The following is a 20,676-nucleotide window of genomic DNA, read 5'->3' on the forward strand; positions in this document are numbered from 1 at the left end:
AGCGCTCAGGAGCTTGATCACGGCCCTGAGACGGCCCGGTAGGTGTATGACCGCCCCCGGGCGGCGATGAAAGTGCTGGTCAAGGCCACGTACGGCGCAAGCGTCGAGACTTCATCTACTTCTGGCCGATCTACACGGGCACGCCGATCCCGATAGACGACTGGCGCGGCCGGATGTGGCTGGACACATGGGTGTAGCTGCGACGACGACAGGCCCGGCACCGGGAGGTGCCGGGCCCGTCCGGCTCGGAGCAGGAGGCACCGAGGAAACGGAAGAATCGCGGCAGTCCCCTGATTGCCTTCCCCCCGTCACCCCCGTCCCGTAGAGTGCACCCGACTCGCGATCTTGAACGTGTTCAGGATGTGCACTCTGGGGAGGGGGCTGCGGTCATGCGCAGTGGAGCGAAGGTCGCCGTCGTCGGCGGCGTGTTCGCCGTCGTGGCGACGGGCGTCGGCTACGGGGGATGGAACCTCTACAACGGGCTCACCGGTAGCGGCGGGGAGGGTGGTGTCGGCACCCGGTCCGCGGCGAAGGAGACCGGGCCGCCCGGTGCGGACGAGGTCGAGAAGACCGCGAAGGACTTCCTCGCCGCGTGGGCCGCGGGCGACGGGCCGATCGCCGCGCAGCTGACCAACAACGCGGCCGAGGCGGAGCCGTTGCTCACCGGCTATCGCGAGGACGCCCACGTCACCAAGGCCGTGATCAGGCCCGGCGCGGCGACCGGGACGACGGTGCCGTTCACCGTCGAGGCGACCGTGGAGTTCGACGGGGTGTCCAAGCCCTGGTCGTACTCCTCCCGGCTGACGGTGGTCCGCGGGCTCACCACCGGCAGGCCGTTGGTCGACTGGCAGCCGTCCGTCGTGCACCCGCAGCTCACCAAGGGCGCCTCGCTCGCCACGGACACCGCGTCCGCGCCGCCGATCAAGGCGGTCGACAAGCACGGCGTGGAGCTGACCAAGGAGAAGTACCCCTCACTCGGCCCGGTCCTGGACGAGCTGCGCGAGAAGTACGGCGCGCAGGCGGGCGGCAGACCCGGCGTCGAGATGGTCATCACCTCGACGGACGGCAGCGTGCCCGACCAGACCCTGCTCACGCTCACCAAGGGCGAGGAGGGCACGCTCCAGACGTATCTGGACGCGGGCGTGCAGGCGGCCGCCGAGAAGGCGGTGCAGCAGTACGGGACGGCCTCCGTCGTCGCGGTCGAGCCGGGCACCGGCCGGATCCGGGTCGTCGCGAACAGCCCGGCGCAGGGCTTCAACACGGCGTTCGGGGGTGCGCAGGCGCCCGGCTCGACGATGAAGATCGTGACGGCGGCGATGATGCTGGACAGGGGTCTGGTCAGCGGGCCTGGCTCGAAGGTCGAGTGCCCGGCGACGGTCACCTGGGAGCGCAAGTTCCACAACCTGAAGGACTTCTCGCTGGGGACCACCACTCTCCGGCAGGCGTTCGCCCGGTCCTGCAACACGACCTTCATCAAGCCGGTCAAGCCGCTGGGGCAGAGCGCCGGTTCGGCACTGGGCGAGACGGCTCTGAAGTACTTCGGCATCGGCGCCGAATGGCAGACCGGCGTGAAGACCTGGGACGGTGCGGTCCCCGCCTCGACGGGCGCCGAGACGGCGGCCTCGTACATCGGCCAGGGGAGGATCCAGATGAACGTCCTCAACGTCGCGTCCATCGCCGCGACCGTCAAGGGCGGGGAGTTCCGGCAGCCGGTGATCGTCCCGCAGTCGCTCGACGACCGTGAACTGGCCACCGCACAGCAGCTTCCCGCGGGCATGGCGCAGACCCTGCGTCAGTTGATGAGCGCCGGAGCCACGGGCGCAGGCACCGGCGCCCGCGCCATGGCCTCCGTCGGCGGGACCAAGGGCGCCAAGACCGGATCCGCCGAGGTCGACGGCCAGGGCGACTCCAACGCCTGGTTCACCGGATACGCGGACGACCTCGCCGCGGCCGCCGTCGTCGACTCCGGCGGGCACGGCGGCGACGCGGCGGGCACGGTCGTCGCGCGGGTGTTGAACGCCCGCTGACCGTGAGGTGAAACCCGGTCGCATGGCCCGTACAGCCACCGCTAGCGTGCGGGCCATGAGCACTCAGGACACCACAGGCGCCCATCCCCGCTTCGCCGAGGCGCTGCGCGAGCTCGGACTCGACGTCCCCGTACGCCGTTTCCCGGACGCCACCCGCACCGCCGCGCAGGCGGCGGAGGCCGTCGGCTGCGACGTCAGTGAGATCGTCAAGTCGCTGATCTTCGAGGCGGACGGCCGGCCGGTGCTGGTACTGATGGACGGCTCGTCGCGCGTGGACGTCGAGCGGGTCCGTACGGAACTGGGCGCCGAGTCGGTGCGGCGGGCGAACGCCGACCTGGTGCGCGAGACGACGGGGTACGCCATCGGGGGCGTACCGCCGTTCGGTCACCGCACCCGCACACAGGTGCTCGCGGACCGGGGGCTGCTCGACCACGCCGTGGTCTGGGCGGCGGCCGGGACCCCGCACACGGTGTTCCCGCTCGACCCCAAGACGCTCATCGCCCACGCGGGCGGCACGATCGTGGACGTCCGCGAGCGCACGGCGTGACGCTGCTCGTCACCGCCGCGGTGCTCGTCGCGGCGGTCACGCACGCGGGCTGGAACGCCCTGGCGCACGGGATCAAGGACCAGCTCGTCGCGTTCACCCTGATAGCCGGCGGCGCCGCCGTCATGGGCGCGGTCATGGCGTGCTTCGCCCCGGTGCCCGCGGCGGGCGCCTGGCCGTTCCTCGTCGCGTCCGCACTGCTGCACGTCGGCTACCAGGCGCTGCTCATGCGGTCGTTCAGCCTCGGCGACTTCGGGCAGATGTATCCGATCGCGCGCGGCACGGCACCGCTGGTCGTGACGGTCGCGGCCGTGGTGTTCGTCGGCGAGCACCTGGGGGTCTGGCAGGCGGCCGGCGTCGGCGTCGCGTCGGCGGGTCTCGTCGGCGTCGCGCTGTGGGGCATCATCCCCCTGGGCCGAGGGGCCCGGGAGGTGCCCCCAGGCTCCGGCACGCGCCCGCACTGGCCGGCGATCGCGGCCGCGCTCGCGACCGGGCTGTCCATCGCCGCGTACACGGTGGTCGACGGCGTGGGCGTCCGCGCGTCCGGCACACCGGTCGGCTACATCGCCTGGCTGATGATCCTCGAAGGCGTCCTGATCCCGGCCTACGCCGTGTACGCCCGCCGGGGCGCGCTGATCGGCCAGCTGCGGCCGCACGTGGGCCGCGGACTGCTCGGCGCGGCGATGTCGATCGCCGCGTACGGACTGGTGCTGTGGGCCCAGACCCGCGCCCCGCTCGCGCCGATCGCGGCGCTGCGGGAGTCGTCGATCATCGTCGGCGCGGCGATCGGCGCGCTGCTGTTCAAGGAGCGGTTCGGGGCGCCGCGGATCACGGCGGCGTGCCTGATGGTGCTCGGCATCGCCCTGATGCTCAAGGCGGGCTGACCACCGGCGAACCGGGCGGCGTGTCGCCGGCGTCCCTGCCGCCATGGGGACGATCGCACACGGGATACGCCAGCTGCTCCGTTTCGGCCTGCTGGAGGCGCGCTGCTGCGCCTTCGCCGTCGCTCTCGTCGGCGGCATCGCCGTCTCGGGGCAGCTGCCCGACCTGCCCATCGCCCGCTACGACCTGCTGCTGCTCTACGGCATCGCCCTGGCCGTGCTCGCCAGGAAGGTCGGCTGGGACAGCGCCCGCGACACCGCCGTGATCGCGTGCTGCCATCTCGTGGGGCTTCTCTTCGAGCTGGTCAAGGTGCGGATGGGCTCCTGGAGCTATCCGGAGGAGGCGCTGACGAAGATCGGCGGCGTACCGCTGTACGGCGGGTTCATGTACGCGGCCGTGGGCAGTTACCTGTGCCGGGCCTGGCAGCTGTTCGACCTGCGGCTGACCGGCTACCGGCCCCGGGCCATGGCGGTGCTGGCGGCCGCCGTCTACGTGAACTTCTTCAGCCACCACTGGCTGCCCGACGCGCGCTGGGTGCTCGCGGCGCTGCTGCTGTGCGCGACCGCCGGGACGTGGGTGCGGTTCCGGGTGGGCGAGCGCGACCACCGGATGCCGCTGGCCCTGGCGTTCGTGCTGATCGGCTTCTTCCTGTGGGTCGCCGAGAACATCGCGACGTACGCGGGGGCCTGGAGCTATCCGGACCAACTGGGAGGCTGGCAGCCGGTGTCGGTGGCCAAGTTCGGGGCGTGGGCGCTGCTCATCTCGGTCACGTTCGTGCTGACGGCGGGGCCGGCCCGCCTCTCGCTGTCCGGCTCACGCGCGGTCGCCCGGAACCGCAGCTGACGGCGAGCAGGCCGCCGTCCAAGGTCACAGGGCCGAACGCACCGCCCTGATCAGCGCCTGCGCGCGGGGATCGGCCGTCACGCCCTTGCGCATGCCGTTCGTCGCGTAGCCCAGCGCGACGCCCGACTCGGGGTCGGCGAAGCCGAGGGAGCCGCCGCGGCCGGGGTGGCCGAAGGAGCCGGGGCCCAGCAGCGGCGAGGCGGGGCCGTGGAGCATGTAGCCGAGGCCGAAGCGGGTGGAGACCACGAGCACGCGGTCGGGTCCGGCGGACTCCTCGGTGCGGGCCAGGGTGAGGGTGGCCGGGGCGAACAGCCGGGGACCGCCGTCGACCCGGCCGATGGTGGCCGCGTAGAAACGGGCGAGGGCACGGGCGGTGGAGATGCCGTTGGACGCGGGGAGTTCGGCGGCGCGGAAGGCGGGGTCGTTCTCGTCGGGCGCCGGGTCGATGGCGCCGAAGGCGCGGCGGGTCAGGGAGGCGGGGTCCCGGTAGGCCTCGGAGACGGAGCGCTTGGGACGGAGCTTGAGGCCGCCGCCCTGGGCGGTCGCCGGCTCGGCGACGGGACCGAGGCGGCCGACGCGGTGGCTCTCGTCGGCGGGCAGGCCGATCCAGAAGTCGAGGCCGAGCGGGCGGGCTATCTCCTCGGCGACCCAGCGGCCCATGGTCCGGCCGGTGACGCGGCGCACCAGTTCGCCCAGCAGCCAGCTGTAGGTCTGCGCGTGGTAGCCGTGCGCGGTGCCCGGCTCCCAGGCGGGGGCCTGGGCGGCGAGCGCGGCGGGGCCGCTCGTGCCGTCCCCGGCCTCGGCCGGGGTGAGCGGCCGGTCCAGTACGGGCAGGCCGGCGCGGTGCGCGAGCAGGTGGCGGACGAGCACGCGCTCCTTGCCCGCTGCCTTGAACTCCGGCCAGTACGTGCCGACCGGCGCGTCCAGGTCGATCTGGCCGCGCTGGTGGAGCAGGAGGACCACGGCCGCGGCGACGCCCTTGGTCGCCGAGCGGACGACCTGGGCGGTGTCGACGGCCCACGGTTCGCGGCCGTCCACGTCCCGGGTGCCCGCCCACAGGTCGACGACCTTGCGGCCGTCGTGGTAGACGGCGACCGCGGCCCCGCGCTCGCCGCGCTGTTCGAAGTTGCGCACGAAGGCGTCCGCGACCGCTTCGAAGCCGTCCGCCACTGTGCCCCGGACGTCCACCACGTGTGCCCCCTCGCTGCCGTTCATCCCCCCATGGTGCAACGTGGTCCAGACCGCCCCGATTCCGGGGGCGCACCTGTCGGGGCGTCAGCTCAGGGCGACGGACATGTCGGTGTTGTCGCGGTTCGCGGCGGAGTACGGGCAGGGCCGGCAGCGCGGGGTCACCCCGGCTGCGCCGCCTCGGCCAGCCGGTGCAGTTCGGCGCGCAGCCGTGCGATCTCGGCACCCTCCAGGCCGGTGCTGCGCATCAGCTGTTCCGGCACCCGCTCGGCCCGCTCGCGCAGCGCCCCGCCCTCGTCGGTGAGCACCAGCCGGACCGAGCGCTCGTCCGCCGCCGAGCGCTCGCGGCGCACGAGCCCCGCCGACTCCAGCCGCTTCAGCAGCGGCGAGACGGTGCCGTAGTCCAGCCGCAGCGCGGCGGCCAGCTCCTTGACCGGGACCTCGCCGCGCTCCCAGAGGACCAGCATCGCCAGATACTGCGGATACGTCAGGCCCAGCTCCGCCAGCAGCGGACGGTAGGCGGCCGTCACCGCGCGCTGGGCCGCGTACAGCGCGAAGCACAGCTGGTCGTCGAGCAGCAGCGATGCGGCGCCCCTCGTGGCCGGGGCGCCGTCGGCACGGGTCCCGTCGGCGCGGGTCCCGTCGGCGCGGGTCTCGTCGATGCGGTTCACGCGCCCATTGTCACGGACTTCGGGTCGAAGCCGAAGGGCAGCTCCAGCCGGTGCGTCCGCATCAGGTCCTCGTCGCTCAGCAGGTCCTGCGTGGTGCCGTCGGCGGCGATGACGCCGTCGCTGAGCACCACCGAGCGGGGACACAGCTCCAGCGCGTACGGCAGGTCGTGCGTGACCATCAGGACCGTGACGTCCAACGACCGCAGAATGTCGGCGAGTTCGCGGCGGGAGGCCGGGTCGAGGTTGGACGAGGGCTCGTCCAGGACCAGGATCTCCGGCTCCATCGCGAGCACGGTCGCGACGGCGACACGGCGGCGCTGCCCGAACGACAGGTGGTGCGGCGGCCGGTCCGCGAAGTCCGCCATGCCGACCCGTTCCAGCGCGCCCGTGACCCGCTGCTCCAACTCCCGGCCGCGCAGGCCGGAGGCGGCCGGCCCGAAGGCGACGTCCTCGCGGACGGTGGGCATGAACAGCTGGTCGTCCGGGTCCTGGAAGACGATGCCGACCCGGCGTCGGATCTCCGCGAAGTTCTCCTTGGCCACCGGCAGTCCGGCGACGGCGACCGTGCCGACCCCGCCGGCCAGGATGCCGTTGAGGTGCAGGACGAGGGTGGTCTTGCCTGCGCCGTTGGGGCCGAGGAGGGCGACCCGCTCGCCGCGCCCGACCGTCAGGTCGACGCCGAAGAGGGCCTGGTGTCCGTCGGGGTACGCGTACGCGAGCCCGCGTACCTCCAGCGAGGGGGCGGTCATCGGCGCAGAGGTCGTCACAGTGTCCATCCCAGCAGACAGACCGCGAGCGCGGTCACGGGCAGTGCGGCGGCGTACGACCACTGGGCGGGCGTGGCACGCACGTCGTCCAGGACCGGCATGGTCCCGCTGTATCCCCGGCTCACCATGGCGAGGTGGACCCGCTCACCGCGCTCGTACGAGCGGATGAACAGGGCGCCCGCCGTCTTGGCCAGCACGCCCCAGTGGCGCACACCGCGCGCCTCGAAGCCGCGCGAGCGGCGGGCGATCGACATGCGGCGCATCTCGTCGGCGATCACGTCGCCGTAGCGGACCATGAACGAGGCGATCTGGACCAGCAGCGAGGGCAGCCGCAGCCGCTGGAGGCCGAGCAGGAGCGAACTCAGCTCGGTCGTCGAGGCGAGGAGTACGGAGGCGGCCACACCGAGCGTGCCCTTGGCGAGGATGTTCCACGCGCCCCACAGGCCCGGGACGCTCAGCGCCACCCCGAGCACCTCGGTCCGCTCGCCGGGGACGACGAACGGCATCAGCAGAGCGAAGGCCACGAACGGGATCTCGATCAGCAGCCGCTTGAGCACGAATCCCGCCGGGACGCGGGCCACCGCGGCGACCGCCGCCAGCAGCACCGCGTACAGGCCGAAGGCCCATACGGCCTCGCGCGGCGTCGAGACGACGACGAGCACGAAGCACAGGACGGCGGCCAGCTTGCAGTGGGCGGGCAGCGTGTGGACCGGCGAGTGCCCGTGCCGGTAGAGCTTGTGGGCGTGACCCGCACCCATGTCAGACGGAGCTCCGCACGGGGGTGTCCTGCTCGCTGTCCGTACGGCGGCGGCGTACGACGCGGAAGACCCCGGTGCCGACGGCGACCGTCGCGCCGACGCCGATGACGCCGGCGAGGCCGCCGGAGAGCCGGGCGTCCGTGATGTCCTCGACGCCGTAGTCGGCGAGCGGCGAACCGGCCGCGGCGTGCTCCTCGACGGTCTTGTCGATGCCCGTGTCGGCGGCGACCTTCTCCAGGCCGTCGGGGCTGGCCGAGGCGTAGAAGGAGACGAACCCGGCGAGGACGAACGCGGTCGCGAGGCCGGTCAGCCACACCTTGCGCGGGGACCTGGCGGCCACGGGGGCCGGCTCGGCCGGGGCGTCGACGAGCTCGCCGCCGACGCGGAGCTTGAGCGGGGCCGTCAGGCCGCGCGCGCCGTACACCAGGTCCGGGCGCACGGCGAGCACCGCGCCCACGGTGAGCGCGGTGATCGCGGCCTCGCCGATGCCGATCAGGACGTGGACGCCGACCATCGCGGTGAGCACCGAGCCGATCGGCACGTCGGTCAGCCCGCCGACGGCGTAGAGCAGGGTGAACGCGGCGGCGGCGGCCGGCACCGAGACCAGCGCCGCGACGAAGGAGGCGACGGTCACCGAGCGCCGGGTGCGCGGCAGGACCGTGACGAGCCCGCGGAACAGCCCGTACGCGACCAGGACGGTCACGACGCCCATGACGGTGATGTTGACGCCGAGGGCCGTGAGACCGCCGTCGGCGAAGAGGACGCCCTGCATCAGCAGCACGACGGCGATGCACAGGACGCCGGTGAACGGCCCGACGAGGATGGCCGCCAGCGCGCCGCCCAGCAGGTGCCCGCTGGTGCCGGCGGCGACCGGGAAGTTCAGCATCTGTACGGCGAAGACGAACGCGGCGACGAGGCCCGCGAGCGGTGCGGTGCGGTCGGCGCCGGGCAGCGCGGCGGCCGATCCGCCCAGCTCGCGGCGGGCGCCGCGGAGACTGACGGCGACCGCTCCGGCGGCGGCGGCTCCGGCGGCGACGGACACCGGCGCGTTGATGAATCCGTCGGGGACATGCATGGCGGGCTCCGCTTCGGACAGATGAGTAAGCGTCCCATGATAGGGCCCTCTTGCGAACCATTCGCAAGAGCGGTCGGGTCACAGATGAGCACGGGGCCCAGGTGGGGGGTGCGGCCGGGAAGCGGAGCGAGCACCCTACGCGGAATATGGGATATGAGAGGTCAAAACGGACGAGTGTGAGGAGCAGGCCATGTCCCCCGCCGTCATGGAACACGCACGAGGCAGGATCATCACCGACGCGCCTCAGTACCGCTCCGTACGCGTCTCACTCAGTTACGACCCCGCCGAGGACCCACAGGCCGTGTGCTTCTCGTTCCCCAGCGGCAGGGAGTGGACGTTCCCGCGCGAGGTGCTGGAGAGCGGCCTGAACGCTCCGGTCAGGCGTGGGGACATAGAGATCTGGCCGTGCGGCCGGGTGCAGGCGGTGGTCGAGTTCCACACGCACGACGGCGTCGCGGTGGTGCAGTTCGACGCCAAGACACTGAGCCGCTTCCTGCTCCACACCTACGCGGTCGCCACGACGGGCCCGGCCCCACAGGCCGCCACCCCGCGCCCGGAGCCCGCGCGGACCCCGCCCGCCGCACCGACGGCACCCCCGACACCGGCCTGACCGGGCCACACCACGCATACGCGGGGGGCCCGCCGCGCCGGCGGCACCCCGCACACCGGCCCGACCCGGCGTGCGCCGCCCACGCACCCCGGCGACCCACCTGCCGCAGCCCGCGCGTCGCGGCAGCGCGTCGCGGCCGTATCCGCCTGGACCGGCGGATACGGCCACGACGGCCACTCATCAGGGGCCGCGTACGTGGGCGGTGCGCATCACCCCGCGAGCAACGCACCGCGACGCCGCAGGGGCTCAGACGCGGACCAGCTCCCGGTCCTCGTCCGGGTCGCCCGGCTTGCCGGCGAGCTCCCTGTGGAGCTTCTCGCCCTCCACGTCCACGTTGGGCAGCACCCGGTCCAGCCGGCGCGGCAGCCACCAGGCCTTGTGTCCGAGCAGGGCCAGCACCGCCGGCACGATCGCCATCCGGACCACGAAGGCGTCGAAGAGCACCGCGATCGCGAGGCCGAAGCCGATCATCTTGACCATCTGCTCACTGGAGCCGATGAAGCCGGAGAAGACCGCGATCATGATGACGGCCGCCGCGGTCACCACCCGGGCCCCGTACCGGAAGCCGGTGACGATGGCCTCACCGGGCCGCTCGCCGTGGACGTACGCCTCCCGCATGCGCGTGACCAGGAAGACCTCGTAGTCCATCGCGAGACCGAAGACCACGCCGATCATGAAGATCGGCATCATCGACATGATCGGGCCGGTCTGCTCGACGCCGAACAGCGAGCCCAGCCAGCCCCACTGGAAGACGGCCACGACCGCGCCCAGCGCCGCGACGACCGAGAGCAGGAAGCCGAGTGCGGCCTTGAGCGGCACCAGCACCGACCGGAAGACGACCATCAGCAGCAGGAACGCGAGGCCGACGACGAGCGCCAGATAGGGCAGCAGCGCGTCGTTCATCCGCTGCGAGAAGTCGATGTTCATCGCGGTGGCGCCGGTGACCAGGACCTCGTCACCGCTCTTGTCCCGGATGTCCTGGACCAGGTCCTCGGTGGCGACCGAGGACGGACGGTCCTTCGGGACGACGGTGATCACCGCGGTGTCGCCCGCCTTGTTGAGGGTCGGCGGGGTCACGGCGGCGGCGCCTTCGAGCCCCCTGACGACCTCGACCGTGCGGTCGGCGGCGCTCTTGTCACCGTCGACGACGACCATCAGCGGCCCGTTGAAGCCCGGGCCGAAGCCCTCGGACAGTAGGTCGTACGCCTTGCGCTGCGTGGTGCTGACCGGCTGCGAGCCGTCGTCGGGCAGGCCCACCTCCAGCGAGGCGGCCGGCACCGCCACGGCGCCGAGGCCGACGACGCCGGCGAGCAGGACGGCGGCCGGGCGGCGGATCACGAAACGCGCCCAGCGGGTGCCCGCGTTCGGCTTGTCGGAGACCGGCCTGCCCTTGCGGACCTTGCGGCCGAGGACCCTCTTGCCCGCGAAGCCGAGCAGCGCCGGGATCAGCGTGAGGGCGATGAGGACGGCGATGACGACGGTGCCCGCCGCGGCGAAGCCCATCTTGCTGAGCATCGGGATGTTGACGACGGCGAGGCCGACCAGGGCGATGACCACGGTCAGGCCGGCGAATACGACCGCGGAGCCCGCGGTGCCGACGGCGCGCCCGGCTGCCTCCTCGTGCTCGCGGCCCTCGGCCAGTTCGGCGCGGTAGCGGGAGACGATGAAGAGCGCGTAGTCGATGCCGACCGCGAGGCCGATCATCATCGCCAGCGTCGAGGTGGTGCTGCCGAGGTCGAGGACGCTCGCCAGGGCGGTGATCGTGGAGATGCCGATGCCGACGCCGATGATCGCGGTGAGCAGCGGCAGTCCGGCGGCGACCAGCGAGCCGAAGGTGATGACCAGCACGATCCCGGCGATCACCACGCCGATGATCTCGCCGACCCCCTGTTCCGGCATGGTCTGGAGCGCGTCGCCGCCGATCTCCACTGTCAGCCCGGCCTCCCGCGCCTCGGTGCCGGTCTCCTCCAGCGCCTCGCGCGTGGCGTCGGTCAGCTCCATGGAGGTGACCTTGTAGGTGACGGAGACGTACGCGGTCGAGCCGTCCTTGGACACGGCGCGCGCGGTGTACGGGTCGGTGACCGAGGCGACCTGGTCGGAGCCGGACTTCAGCTCGGCGACCGCCTTGGCGACCTCGTCCCTGGGGCCGGGGTCGGTCATCTTCCCGCCGTCGGGCGCCTTGAAGACGACCCGGGCGGTGGCGCCGTCGGCGCTGCCGCCGGGGAAGCGCTCCTCGAGCAGGTCGAAGGCCCGCTGGGCCTCCGTGCCCGGGATCGAGAACGACGAGGACGTGGCGGTCGGCGCGGAGGCCGCGCCCACGCCTGCGAGCACGAGCAGGGCCACCCACAGCAGGGCGACGAGACGGCGGCGCCGGAAGGCGGTCCGTCCGAGTGTGTAGAGGAACGTGGCCACGAGGGCTACTCCCGTGTGTGAGGTGAACAGGGCAGGGGAGTCGGCCCGACGACGAGAGCGGCGCGCGTCAGGTGGTGCTGGGTGAGCGGGTCGTGCTGGGGATCCGGGGAAGGCCGGCGGAGTGGGGATCCGCCGTGTCAGGAGCCGAGGGCGGGGAGGACCACGGCGTCGAGGTAGTCGGTGAGGAAGGCCCGGTCGGGTGCGCGGTCCTCGATGAGCTGCCGGGCGACGACAGCGCCGAGGAACATGTGCGGGACGTATCCCAGGGCGGGGTTGTCCGCCTTGATCTCGCCCCGGTCCACGGCCCGTCGCAGCAGCACGTCGAGTCCGGTGATCTCCGGTTCGATGAGCAGCTCGCGCAGGGCCTCGTGCAGATCGGGGTGGGCATGGACCGCCTGGGCCAGACCCCGCATCAGCGCGGAGTCCTTCTCCATACGGCAGTCGTCGGTGCGGGCGAGCATCGCGTGGAGGTCGCCGCGCAGCGTGCCGGTGTCGATGTCGCCGACATGCACCGGCTTGCTGTGCCTCAGCGCCCTGGCGACCAGCTCGGGCTTGCTCCGCCACTGGCGGTAGAGCGTGGCCTTGCTGGATCGCGTGCGACCGGCCACGGCATCCATGGTCAGGGCGTCGTAGCCGACCTCGCGCAACAGGTCGAGCACCGCTTCGTACAGCTCTGCCTCACGCTCGGGGGTGAGCCGGCTGCGTGTCATGTCGGCCTCCCTCGATCGCTGCCGAACGAAACTGTTTCGTACACGTCGAAGGTACCGCAGCGAGCAATCGAAACGAAACCGTTTCGCTTGTGGGCTCGGTCACGCCGAGGCGGACCGGCCCCACGAGTTGCCGCGCCCCGCGGGCGCGGAAAGCATTGGGGGGTGAGTGACCACGCCGCGTATCTCCGTTTCCCGCACCTGCACGACGACTTGCTGTGCTTCGCGGCCGAGGACGACCTGTGGGTCGCGCCCCTGGTCCCGGAGGGTCAACGGCCCGGCCGCGCCTGGCGGCTGACCGTCGACCGGACCAGGGTCGGCCACCCCCGCTTCTCCCCCGACGGCAGCCACATCGCCTACACGAACTGGCGCAGTCTCGATCCGGAGATCCACCTCGCGCCGGTCGACGGCGGGCCCGCACGCCGGCTCAGCTACTGGGGCTCCACCGACACCCGGGTCTGCGGCTGGACCCCGGACGGCCAGATCCTCGCCGTGTCCTCGCACGGCCAGCCCTTCTCGTACTTCTCCTGGGCCTACAGCGTCCCGACCGACGGCGCACCCGGCGGACGGCTGCCCTGGGGTCCGGTCTCCGACATCGCCGTCACGGACGTGGCCGCCGGGCCCACCCACGCCGGCGGCGCCGGCTGCGAACGGCGCACGCTGCTGCTCACCGGCAAGCCCCCGCACGAGCCCGCCGCCTGGAAGCGGTACCGGGGCGGGGCGACGGGCCGGCTGTGGCTGCACGGCAAGCGCCTGCTGCCCGACCTGGACGGCCACCTGGACTGCCCGATGTTCATCCGCGGGCCCGGTGCCGACCGGTGGTCGCCGGAAGAAGGCGGCCGGATCGCGTTCCTCTCGGACCACGAGGGTGTCGGCAACCTGTACTCGTGCCTGCCCGACGGCACCGGTCTGCAGCGCCACACCGACCACGACGCGTTCTACGCCCGGCACGCCTCCAGCGACGGCCGCAGGATCGTCTACCAGTGCGCGGGCGAGGTGTGGATCGTCGACGCGCTCGCCCCGGACTCCGTGCCCCGCAAGCTGGAGGTACGGCTCGGGGGCCAGCGGGCGGGCCGGCGTACGTACCAGGTCCCGGCCGCGAGCCATGTGGACGCCCTGTCCGTCGACGAGACCGGCCGGGCGAGCGCGGTGGGCGTGCGCGGCAGCCTGTACTGGCTCACGCACCGCGACGGGCCCGCCCGCACGATCGCCGCCACGCCGGGCGTACGGGTGCGGATCCCGCAGATGCTCGACAGCGGCCAGGTCGCGTACGTCACCGACGCGGAGGGCGAGGACGCCATCGAGATCGCTTACCTGCCGCGCGCGAGCGGCGACCGTCCGCCCCGGCGGCTGGCGCAGGGCGCGCTGGGGCGCGCGCTGGAGATGGCTCCGGACCCGGACGGTGAGCGGATCGCGGTCGCCTCGCACGACGGCCGGCTGCTGCTGGTCGACGCGTCGGAGGAGGGCACGGGCGAGGTCACCGAACTGGTCAGGTCCTCCAACGGGCCGGTGCGGGACCTGGCCTTCTCGCCGGACGGCGGCTGGCTGACCTGGTCGCAGCCCGGCATCGGCCGCTCGCTGCGCAAGATCAGGATGGCGCGAATCGCCGAACCCGGGGCCCGTACGATCGTCGACGTCACCAACGGCCGCTTCGAGGACGAGAACCCGGTCTTCACGCGCGACGGCCGCTATCTCGCCTTCCTGTCCTGGCGCGGCTTCGACCCCGTGTACGACGTGCACACCGGCGACCTGTCGTTCCCGCTGGGCTGCCGCCCCTACCTGGTGCCGCTGTCCTCGACGACGCCCTCGCCGTTCGCGCTCACGCCGGAGGGCCGGCCGGCCGCGGGCGGGCTGGATCCGCTGGAGGACACCGGCGACCACGCGGTGATGGTCGAGATCGAGGGCCTGGAGAACCGGGTCGTGCCGTTCCCGGTCACGGCCTCCAAGTACTCGGCGCTGCATCCGGTGAGCGGCGGCGGCCTGGTGTGGCTGCGCTGGCCCATCTCGGGCGCGCTGGGCGAGACGTTCGCCAATCCGGCCGACGTGTCCGGCCGCCCGACGCTGGAGCACTTCGACCTGTCGAAGGCGCGCAGGACGGAACTGGTCGACCACCTCGACTGGTTCGCGGTCAGCGGCGACGGCAGCCGGCTGGTGGTTGTCGACGAGGGCGAGCTGCGGGCCGTGCCCGCGACCGAGACCGGCGACAGCGACTCGACCGTCTTCCTCGACATGCGCCGCATCCTGCACGAGGCGGACCCGGCCGCCGAGTGGCGTCAGGCGTACGGGGAGGCGGGCCGGCTGATCCGGGACTACTTCTGGGAGCCGGACATGTGCGGCATCGACTGGGACGCGGTGCTCGACCAGTACCGCCCGCTGGTCGAACGGGTCGCGTCGCCCGACGAGTTCGCCGACCTGCTCCGCGAGGTGCTGGGCGAACTGGGCACCTCGCACGCCTACGTCACTCCGGCACGGCGCAACGAGGGCCCGCCGCACTACCAGCGGGCGATGGGGCTGCTCGGCGCGAACCTGGTCTGCCGCGACGGTAAGTGGGTGGTCAAGCGGATCCTGCCCGGCGACTCGTCCGACTCCAAGGCCCGTTCGCCGCTGGCCGGTACGGGCATCCGCGAGGGCATGGTCCTCACCCACGTCGACGGCCGGCCGGTGGACCCGGTCACGGGCCCTTACCCCATGCTGTCCGCGGCGGGCGGCACCACGGTCGAACTCACCTTCCTGCCCGCGGAGACCGCGGAGGAGGGCGAGGGGCACCCGCGCCGGGTCGCGATCGTTCCGCTGATCGACGAACGCCCGCTGCGCTACCAGGACTGGGTGGCCAAACGGCGCGAGGTCGTCCGCGAGCTGAGCGGCGGCAAGTGCGGCTACCTGCACATCCCCGACATGGGCGGCTCGGGCTGGGCGCAGTTCAACCGGGACCTGCGCATGGAGGTGTCGCGCCCGGCGCTGATCGTGGACGTGCGCGGCAACGCGGGCGGCCACATCAGCGAGCTGGTCGTCGAGAAGCTCACCCGCAAGATCCTCGGCTGGGACCTGACCCGCAACGCCGAACCCGTCTCGTACGCCTCGAACGCGCCGCGCGGCCCGGTCGTCGCGATCGCCGACGAGGCGACGTCCTCGGACGGCGACATGATCACCGCCGCGTTCAAGCTCCTCAACCTGGGGCCGGTGGTGGGCAGCCGCACCTGGGGCGGCGTGGTGGGCATGACGGGCCGGCACCGGCTGGGCGACGGCACGGTGATCACGGTGCCGATGAACGCCGCGTGGTTCGACGCGTACGGCTGGTCCGTCGAGAACCACGGCGTCGAACCGGACCTGAACTCGCTGCGCACCCCGCTGGACTGGGCGGAGGGCCGCCACACCGACATGGAGGACGCGGTCCAACTGGCCCTGGACATGCTGAAGTCCTCGCCCGCGGCGCTCGCCCCGGACTACTCGGCGGCACCGGACCTGCGCCGCCCGAAGCTGCCCCCGCGGGAGCACTGACCGCCCCCTCGGCAGACGGCGAAGGCGCACCCGCGAGGAGCGGGTGCGCCTTCGGTGTACGCGGTGTCAGGCCTGGTCCGTACGCGGCGGGTCAGGCGTTTCCCGTACGGGCCCGTACGCGGCGGCTCAGGCGTCGTAGTCCTGGTTGAACCGGTCCAGTTCCTCCTGCAGCGCCTCCTGCGTGTCCCGTGCGTCGTCCGGTCCCGTCCCCCACGGCGGCGGTGCCTTCTCACGGTCCTGGCCCGCGCCCTTCGACGGCTGCTCGCCCTGCGCCTTCTGCTGCGCCCGGTCGGCGCTCTCCTGCGACTTTTCCTTGGACTGGTCCGGCATTCCCATGAGACGTCACTCCCGGAAGGATGAGGAGGTCGGGGGCGGGCACACCCCTGGGAGGTCCGCCGCCCCCTGCACCACGACCAGCCTCGCACGCGGGCATATCCCGTGCATTTCGATCAGCGGCCGGGCCCCCGCGCGGCCTGGGCGTTCGCCGCGCGGACCGACTCGTCCGCCGCTCCACCCGCTCCCACCAGGCCCTTCGAGACACCGGCGAGCCTGGGTGCGAACCGCCGCACCTCCCGCCGGCCGACCGTCCCGATGACCGCGGGCAGGTAGCCGCGCACCGGCTGCATGCCCCGCAGCCACCACTGCGCGTACACGTGCGCCGAGCGGCGCTCGATCCCGGCCACGATGCGGTCCACCGCCGGGCCCAGCGGATACGTGCGGTTCGCCGGCCACGGCAGCCGCGCCCGCAGCTCGCGCATCACGTCGTCCTGGTCCGCGCCGCGCACCATGTCCGTGTCCGTCCAGGACAGGTAGCCGACGCCGACCTGCACGCCCTGGTGGCCGACCTCGGCGCGCAGGCAATGCGCGAAGGCCTCCACGCCCGACTTGGACGCGCAGTACGCGGACATCATCGGCGCGGGCGTGATCGCCGCCAGCGACGCGATCTGGAGGAAGTAGCCGCGGCTCTCCACCAGCACGGGCAGGAACGCCCGCCCCGTCACCGCGCTGCCGATCAGGTTGACCTCGATCACGCGCCGCCAGGACACCGGGTCGGAGTCGAGGAACGGGCCGCCCGCCGCCACACCCGCGTTGGCGACGACGACGTCGACCTTGCCGAACCGCTCCTTGACCTCCTCGGCGACGCGCGCCATGGCGTCGTGGTCCGTGACGTCGGCGTACCAGTGGTCGCACTCGGTGTGGAGGCGGGCCGCGACCTTCTTCAGCTCGTCCGGTTCGAGGCCGACGAGCGCGACCTTCGCCCCGCGGGCCGACAGCTTGCGGGCCAGCAGCTCGCCGACGCCGCGCGCCGCGCCGGTGACGACCGCGACCTGCCCTTCCAGGCTCTTCCTGCTCATGCGACCTCCTCCTTCGTCGTCAGGTAGGTGCCGGTCAGCTCACGGATCTTCCCGGTCACCGCCTCGGGCGCCTCGACCGGTGTCATGTGTCCCATGCCCGCGAGTTCGACCAGGTCGACGCAGTCCGGCAGGTCGAGGGCGAGCCGCTTGGCGTGCACGAGCGGCGTGAGCCGGTCCACCGTGCCCGCCACCACGACGGTCGGCACGGTCAGCGCCCGCACGCCCTCGTCGAGGTCGAGCTCGCCGAGCACGTGCGACCACGCCACGCGGGCCTTGCGCGGACAGGCGTGCACGATGCGGGCGCACGCGTCGACCCGCTCCGGGGACGAACCGGGGCCCATCGTGGCGTACTTGAGGATGCGCCGGGACAGCGGCGTGACCGGCCCGAGCGGGGCGCGCGCGCCGAGGATGAGGTGCGTGAGACGGGTGCGCAGCGCACCGGGCCGCATCGGCACGACCAGCGACTCGGCGGTGAGCCGGGCGCTGCCGGTGCTGCACAGCAGCGCCGCGGCGGCGTGCTCGCGGAAGCCGGGCCGCCGGGACGCGGCCATGATGGTCATGCCGCCCATGGAGTGTCCGGCGACCACGGCCTTCTCGCCCGGCGCGAGGGCGGCCGCGAGCACGGCCTCCAGGTCGTCGGCGAGCCGCTCGGTGCCGACGGGTCCGGCGGGCGTGCGGCCGTGCCCCCGCTGGTCGTAGACGACGACGCGGTGGTCGGCGGCCAGGTCTCGTATCTGGGCCGCCCAGAAGTGTGTGGAACAGGTCCAGCCGTGGGCGAGCACCACGGCCGGCATGTCCTCGCGGCCGTGGATCTCGACGTGGAGGCGGGAGCCGTCGGCCGAGACCGCGGACAGTTCGCGTGCGGCGACGGGCGGCGCGTCGGTGCGCTTCAACAGCCGGCTCATGCGACGGCCTCCGCGTTCTTCACCGCGTCCTTCGCCGCGCTCTTCGCCGGGTTCTTCGCGCTCGTCGCGGCCCGGACCGTTCCGGCCGGGGCCTTGCGGGCGCGGATCACCTCGTACTCGGCGAGGTCCACCCGTCGCGTCGCGCTGCGGAACTCGCTCGTCGTGCCGGGCCAGATGGTGGTGTTGCGGCCGCCTGCGTCGAGGTACCAGCTGGTGCAGCCGCCGGTGTTCCACACGGTGCGCTTCATCCGTTCCTGCACGCGCCGGTTCCAGGCGCGCACGGCGGAGGGCCGGGCGGCGAGGACGCTGCCCTCGCCGAGCAGGGTGAGCTGGCGCAGGTAGTCGGCCATGTAGTTCAGCTGCGACTCGATCATGAGGATCATGGAGGAGTTCCCGAGTCCGGTGTTCGGACCGATGATCGTCATCCAGTTGGGGAAGCCCGCCGCCGTCGCGCCGCGCAGCGACTCCATCCCGTCCTTCCACGCCTCCGCCAGCGTGATCCCCTCGGCGCCGACGACGCGTTCGGCGATCGGCATGTCGGTGACGTGGAACCCGGTGCCGAAGATGATCGCGTCCACCTCGGTCTCCGAGCCGTCGGCGGCGACCACGGTCGAGCCGCGCACCTCGGTCAGCCCGGACGCGACGACGTCCACATTGGGCTGGGCGAGTGCCGGGTAGTACGTGCTGGAGAGCAGGATGCGCTTGCAGCCGATGCGGTACGAGGGGGTCAGCTTGGCGCGCAGCGCCGGATCCTTGATCGCCTTGGCCATGTTGGCCTTGGCCAGCCGCTCGACGATCCCGAGCTCGCCCGGCCGCTTGGTGAACGCCTGGACCTGGAGCTCCCGAATGCCCCACAGCAGGCCGCGCCGCGCGGTCCCGGTGAACGGCAGCTGCCGGTGCAGCCAGCGCTCGGCCTCGGTGATCCTGCGGTCGATGCGCGGCATGACCCACGGCGGCGTGCGCTGAAACAGGGTCAGCCGGCCCACCTTCGGCTGGATCGCGGGCACGATCTGGATCGCGGACGCCCCGGTCCCGATCACGGCCACGCGCTTGCCGGTGAGGTCGTAGTCGTGATCCCAGCGGGCGGAGTGGAAGACCTTGCCGGGGAAGCCGTCCAGGCCGGGCACGTCCGGCGTCTTCGGGTCGGACAGCGGCCCGCTCGCGGAGACGACGACGTCCGCGGTGAACCGGCCCCGCGAGGTCTCGATGTCCCACCGGAGGGCGTCGTTGTCCCAGCGCATTCTCAGCACCTCGTGCTTGAGGCGCAGATGGGAGCGGAGCCGGAAGGTGTCGGCGACGTGCTCCAGGTAGGCGCGGATGTGCTCCTGGCCGGAGAAGGTGCGCGGCCAGTCGGGGTTGGGCGCGAAGGAGAACGAGTAGAGGTGGGAGGGTACGTCGCAGGCGCAGCCCGGGTAGTCGTTGTCCCGCCAGGTGCCGCCGACCGAGTCCGCGCGTTCCAGGACGACGAAGTCGGTGATGCCTTCGCGGCGCAGCCGGACCGCGGCTCCCAGGCCACCGAATCCGGATCCGATCACCGCCACTCGTACGTGCTCGTGCTGCTCCGTCATGCCGCCGCCTCCCGCTGAAACCGCTGAACGTCCCGGATCGCCGTACCGCAAAGAACGCAAAGAAACTGCCAGCAATCACTGGCATGGTTGGGAGGGTAGAGCAGCGGCATACCGAGCGGTAGGGGTTGGGCCCCACAAGTTACCGGCGGTACAACATAGGCTTCTGCTGTGACTGAGGCGCGTGAGTACCGCATGGAGGAATTGGCCGAGGAGGCCGGCATCACGGTGCGCACCCTGCGCTTCTACCGCGAGCGCGGTCTGATCCAGCCGCCCCGCCGCGAGGGCCGCATCGCCTGGTACGACGACCACCACCTGGCCAGGCTGCGGACGATCGCCGCCCTGCTGGAGCGCGGCCACACGCTCAACGGCATCGCGGACCTCGCGACCGCGTTCGAGAGCGGCCGGGACGTCGGCGAGGTCCTGGGCCTCGGCGAACCCACCGAGGAGACCCCGGTCCGGCTCACCCCCGAGGCCCTCGCCGACTACTTCGAGGGCGAGGTCACCCCGGAGAACTTCGCCAAGGCGCTGGAGCTGGGCTACCTGGCGACCGACGGCGACGAGATCGTCCACATCAGCCGCAGGCTGCTGGACGTCTCGGCCGAGCTGGTACGGGAGGGCGTGCCGCTCTCGGCAGTCCTGGAGGCGGGCCGCCGGGTCCGCACCCACGCGGACGCACTGGCGGACCTGTTCGTCGACATGCTCGCGGCCCACAGCGCGGAGTCCGAGCTGGAGCGGCTGCGCCCGCTGGCCAAGAGCGTGGTCGACGCGGAACTGTCGATGGCGATGGACCGCCGCCTGCGCAGCCGCCGGCAGCCGGACGCGCCGGGCTCCACGACGCCGGAGAACGTCGATCCCACGGACTGACC

18 protein-coding genes are annotated in these 20,676 nt (G+C 72.6%); 7 read left to right on the forward strand and 11 right to left on the reverse strand.

What is annotated here, in order from left to right; translation table 11 throughout:
* Positions 1 to 389: 389 nt before the first annotated feature.
* The 4 genes from ACLB9X_RS31210 to ACLB9X_RS31225 are packed head-to-tail and all read left to right on the forward strand — an operon-like array spanning position 390 to position 4,296.
* Positions 390 to 2,027 carry a penicillin-binding transpeptidase domain-containing protein gene (locus ACLB9X_RS31210; protein ID WP_410363789.1) on the forward strand — a complete coding sequence of 546 codons (1,638 nt, stop codon included), beginning with the start codon at positions 390 to 392 and terminating at the stop codon, positions 2,025 to 2,027.
* A gap of 55 nt (positions 2,028 to 2,082) precedes the next feature.
* A complete protein-coding gene (locus tag ACLB9X_RS31215) occupies positions 2,083 to 2,574 on the forward strand; it encodes a YbaK/EbsC family protein (protein ID WP_410363790.1) in 492 nt (163 codons plus the stop codon).
* The gene (locus tag ACLB9X_RS31220; RefSeq protein WP_410363791.1) at positions 2,571 to 3,455 is read left to right on the forward strand and encodes an EamA family transporter; all 885 of its coding nucleotides are present in this window, start codon (positions 2,571 to 2,573) and stop codon (positions 3,453 to 3,455) included. Before ACLB9X_RS31215 ends, ACLB9X_RS31220 begins: the two co-directional genes overlap by 4 nt.
* Positions 3,456 to 3,498: 43 nt before the next feature.
* Positions 3,499 to 4,296 (forward strand): DUF817 domain-containing protein, encoded by a 798-nt coding sequence (locus ACLB9X_RS31225; protein ID WP_410363792.1) that lies wholly within the window; start codon positions 3,499 to 3,501, stop codon positions 4,294 to 4,296.
* A gap of 24 nt (positions 4,297 to 4,320) precedes the next feature.
* On the opposite strand, the gene ACLB9X_RS31230 is transcribed toward ACLB9X_RS31225, so the two are convergent.
* From ACLB9X_RS31230 to ACLB9X_RS31250, 5 genes are all read right to left on the reverse strand, one after another.
* Positions 4,321 to 5,484, reverse strand: a complete 1,164-nt coding sequence (locus tag ACLB9X_RS31230) for a serine hydrolase domain-containing protein (RefSeq protein WP_410363842.1) — start codon at positions 5,482 to 5,484, stop codon at positions 4,321 to 4,323.
* A 161-nt stretch (positions 5,485 to 5,645) separates the two neighbouring features.
* Positions 5,646 to 6,065, reverse strand: coding sequence for a MarR family winged helix-turn-helix transcriptional regulator (locus tag ACLB9X_RS31235; protein ID WP_410363843.1), 420 nt, complete (start codon positions 6,063 to 6,065; stop codon positions 5,646 to 5,648).
* 86 nt (positions 6,066 to 6,151) lie between these two features.
* On the reverse strand, positions 6,152 to 6,931 hold the full coding sequence (locus tag ACLB9X_RS31240; protein ID WP_410363793.1) for an energy-coupling factor ABC transporter ATP-binding protein: 780 nt from the start codon (positions 6,929 to 6,931) through the stop codon (positions 6,152 to 6,154).
* Entirely contained in the window at positions 6,919 to 7,680 is a 762-nt protein-coding gene (cbiQ, locus tag ACLB9X_RS31245) for a cobalt ECF transporter T component CbiQ (protein WP_410363794.1), read from the reverse strand. Before cbiQ ends, ACLB9X_RS31240 begins: the two co-directional genes overlap by 13 nt.
* Before the next feature lies 1 nt (position 7,681).
* Positions 7,682 to 8,755, reverse strand: a complete 1,074-nt coding sequence (locus ACLB9X_RS31250) for an energy-coupling factor ABC transporter permease (protein ID WP_410363795.1) — start codon at positions 8,753 to 8,755, stop codon at positions 7,682 to 7,684.
* Positions 8,756 to 8,945: 190 nt separating this feature from the next.
* Here ACLB9X_RS31250 and ACLB9X_RS31255 point away from each other — a divergent pair, with 190 nt between their 5' ends.
* Complete coding sequence (locus ACLB9X_RS31255; RefSeq protein ID WP_410363796.1) at positions 8,946 to 9,365, forward strand: SsgA family sporulation/cell division regulator; 420 nt, start codon at positions 8,946 to 8,948, stop codon at positions 9,363 to 9,365.
* Positions 9,366 to 9,611: 246 nt separating this feature from the next.
* Here ACLB9X_RS31255 and ACLB9X_RS31260 read toward each other — a convergent pair whose 3' ends face one another.
* Positions 9,612 to 11,777, reverse strand: coding sequence for an MMPL family transporter (locus ACLB9X_RS31260; RefSeq protein ID WP_410363797.1), 2,166 nt, complete (start codon positions 11,775 to 11,777; stop codon positions 9,612 to 9,614).
* A 137-nt stretch (positions 11,778 to 11,914) separates the two neighbouring features.
* On the reverse strand, positions 11,915 to 12,487 hold the full coding sequence (locus tag ACLB9X_RS31265) for a TetR/AcrR family transcriptional regulator (RefSeq protein WP_410363798.1): 573 nt from the start codon (positions 12,485 to 12,487) through the stop codon (positions 11,915 to 11,917).
* A 162-nt stretch (positions 12,488 to 12,649) separates the two neighbouring features.
* Between ACLB9X_RS31265 and ACLB9X_RS31270 the strand changes: the two genes are divergently transcribed.
* The gene (locus tag ACLB9X_RS31270; protein WP_410363799.1) at positions 12,650 to 15,982 is read left to right on the forward strand and encodes a S41 family peptidase; all 3,333 of its coding nucleotides are present in this window, start codon (positions 12,650 to 12,652) and stop codon (positions 15,980 to 15,982) included.
* Between the two features lie 126 nt (positions 15,983 to 16,108).
* On the opposite strand, the gene ACLB9X_RS31275 is transcribed toward ACLB9X_RS31270, so the two are convergent.
* The 4 genes from ACLB9X_RS31275 to ACLB9X_RS31290 all read right to left on the reverse strand — a co-directional run bounded on the left by ACLB9X_RS31275 (position 16,109) and on the right by ACLB9X_RS31290 (position 19,810).
* Positions 16,109 to 16,318, reverse strand: coding sequence for a hypothetical protein (locus tag ACLB9X_RS31275; protein WP_410363800.1), 210 nt, complete (start codon positions 16,316 to 16,318; stop codon positions 16,109 to 16,111).
* A gap of 113 nt (positions 16,319 to 16,431) precedes the next feature.
* Positions 16,432 to 17,337, reverse strand: a complete 906-nt coding sequence (locus ACLB9X_RS31280; protein ID WP_410363801.1) for an SDR family oxidoreductase — start codon at positions 17,335 to 17,337, stop codon at positions 16,432 to 16,434.
* Entirely contained in the window at positions 17,334 to 18,242 is a 909-nt protein-coding gene (locus tag ACLB9X_RS31285) for an alpha/beta fold hydrolase (RefSeq protein WP_410363802.1), read from the reverse strand. The genes ACLB9X_RS31280 and ACLB9X_RS31285 overlap by 4 nt, the downstream gene beginning before the upstream one ends.
* Positions 18,239 to 19,810 (reverse strand): flavin-containing monooxygenase, encoded by a 1,572-nt coding sequence (locus ACLB9X_RS31290; protein ID WP_410363803.1) that lies wholly within the window; start codon positions 19,808 to 19,810, stop codon positions 18,239 to 18,241. Before ACLB9X_RS31290 ends, ACLB9X_RS31285 begins: the two co-directional genes overlap by 4 nt.
* Before the next feature lie 192 nt (positions 19,811 to 20,002).
* On the opposite strand from ACLB9X_RS31290, the gene ACLB9X_RS31295 reads away from it, so the two are divergent.
* Positions 20,003 to 20,674 carry a MerR family transcriptional regulator gene (locus tag ACLB9X_RS31295; RefSeq protein WP_410363844.1) on the forward strand — a complete coding sequence of 224 codons (672 nt, stop codon included), beginning with the start codon at positions 20,003 to 20,005 and terminating at the stop codon, positions 20,672 to 20,674.
* The last annotated feature ends 2 nt before the right edge of the window (positions 20,675 to 20,676 follow it).

Source organism: Streptomyces sp. 5K101 (genome assembly GCF_046506645.1).
GTDB lineage: Bacteria > Actinomycetota > Actinomycetes > Streptomycetales > Streptomycetaceae > Streptomyces.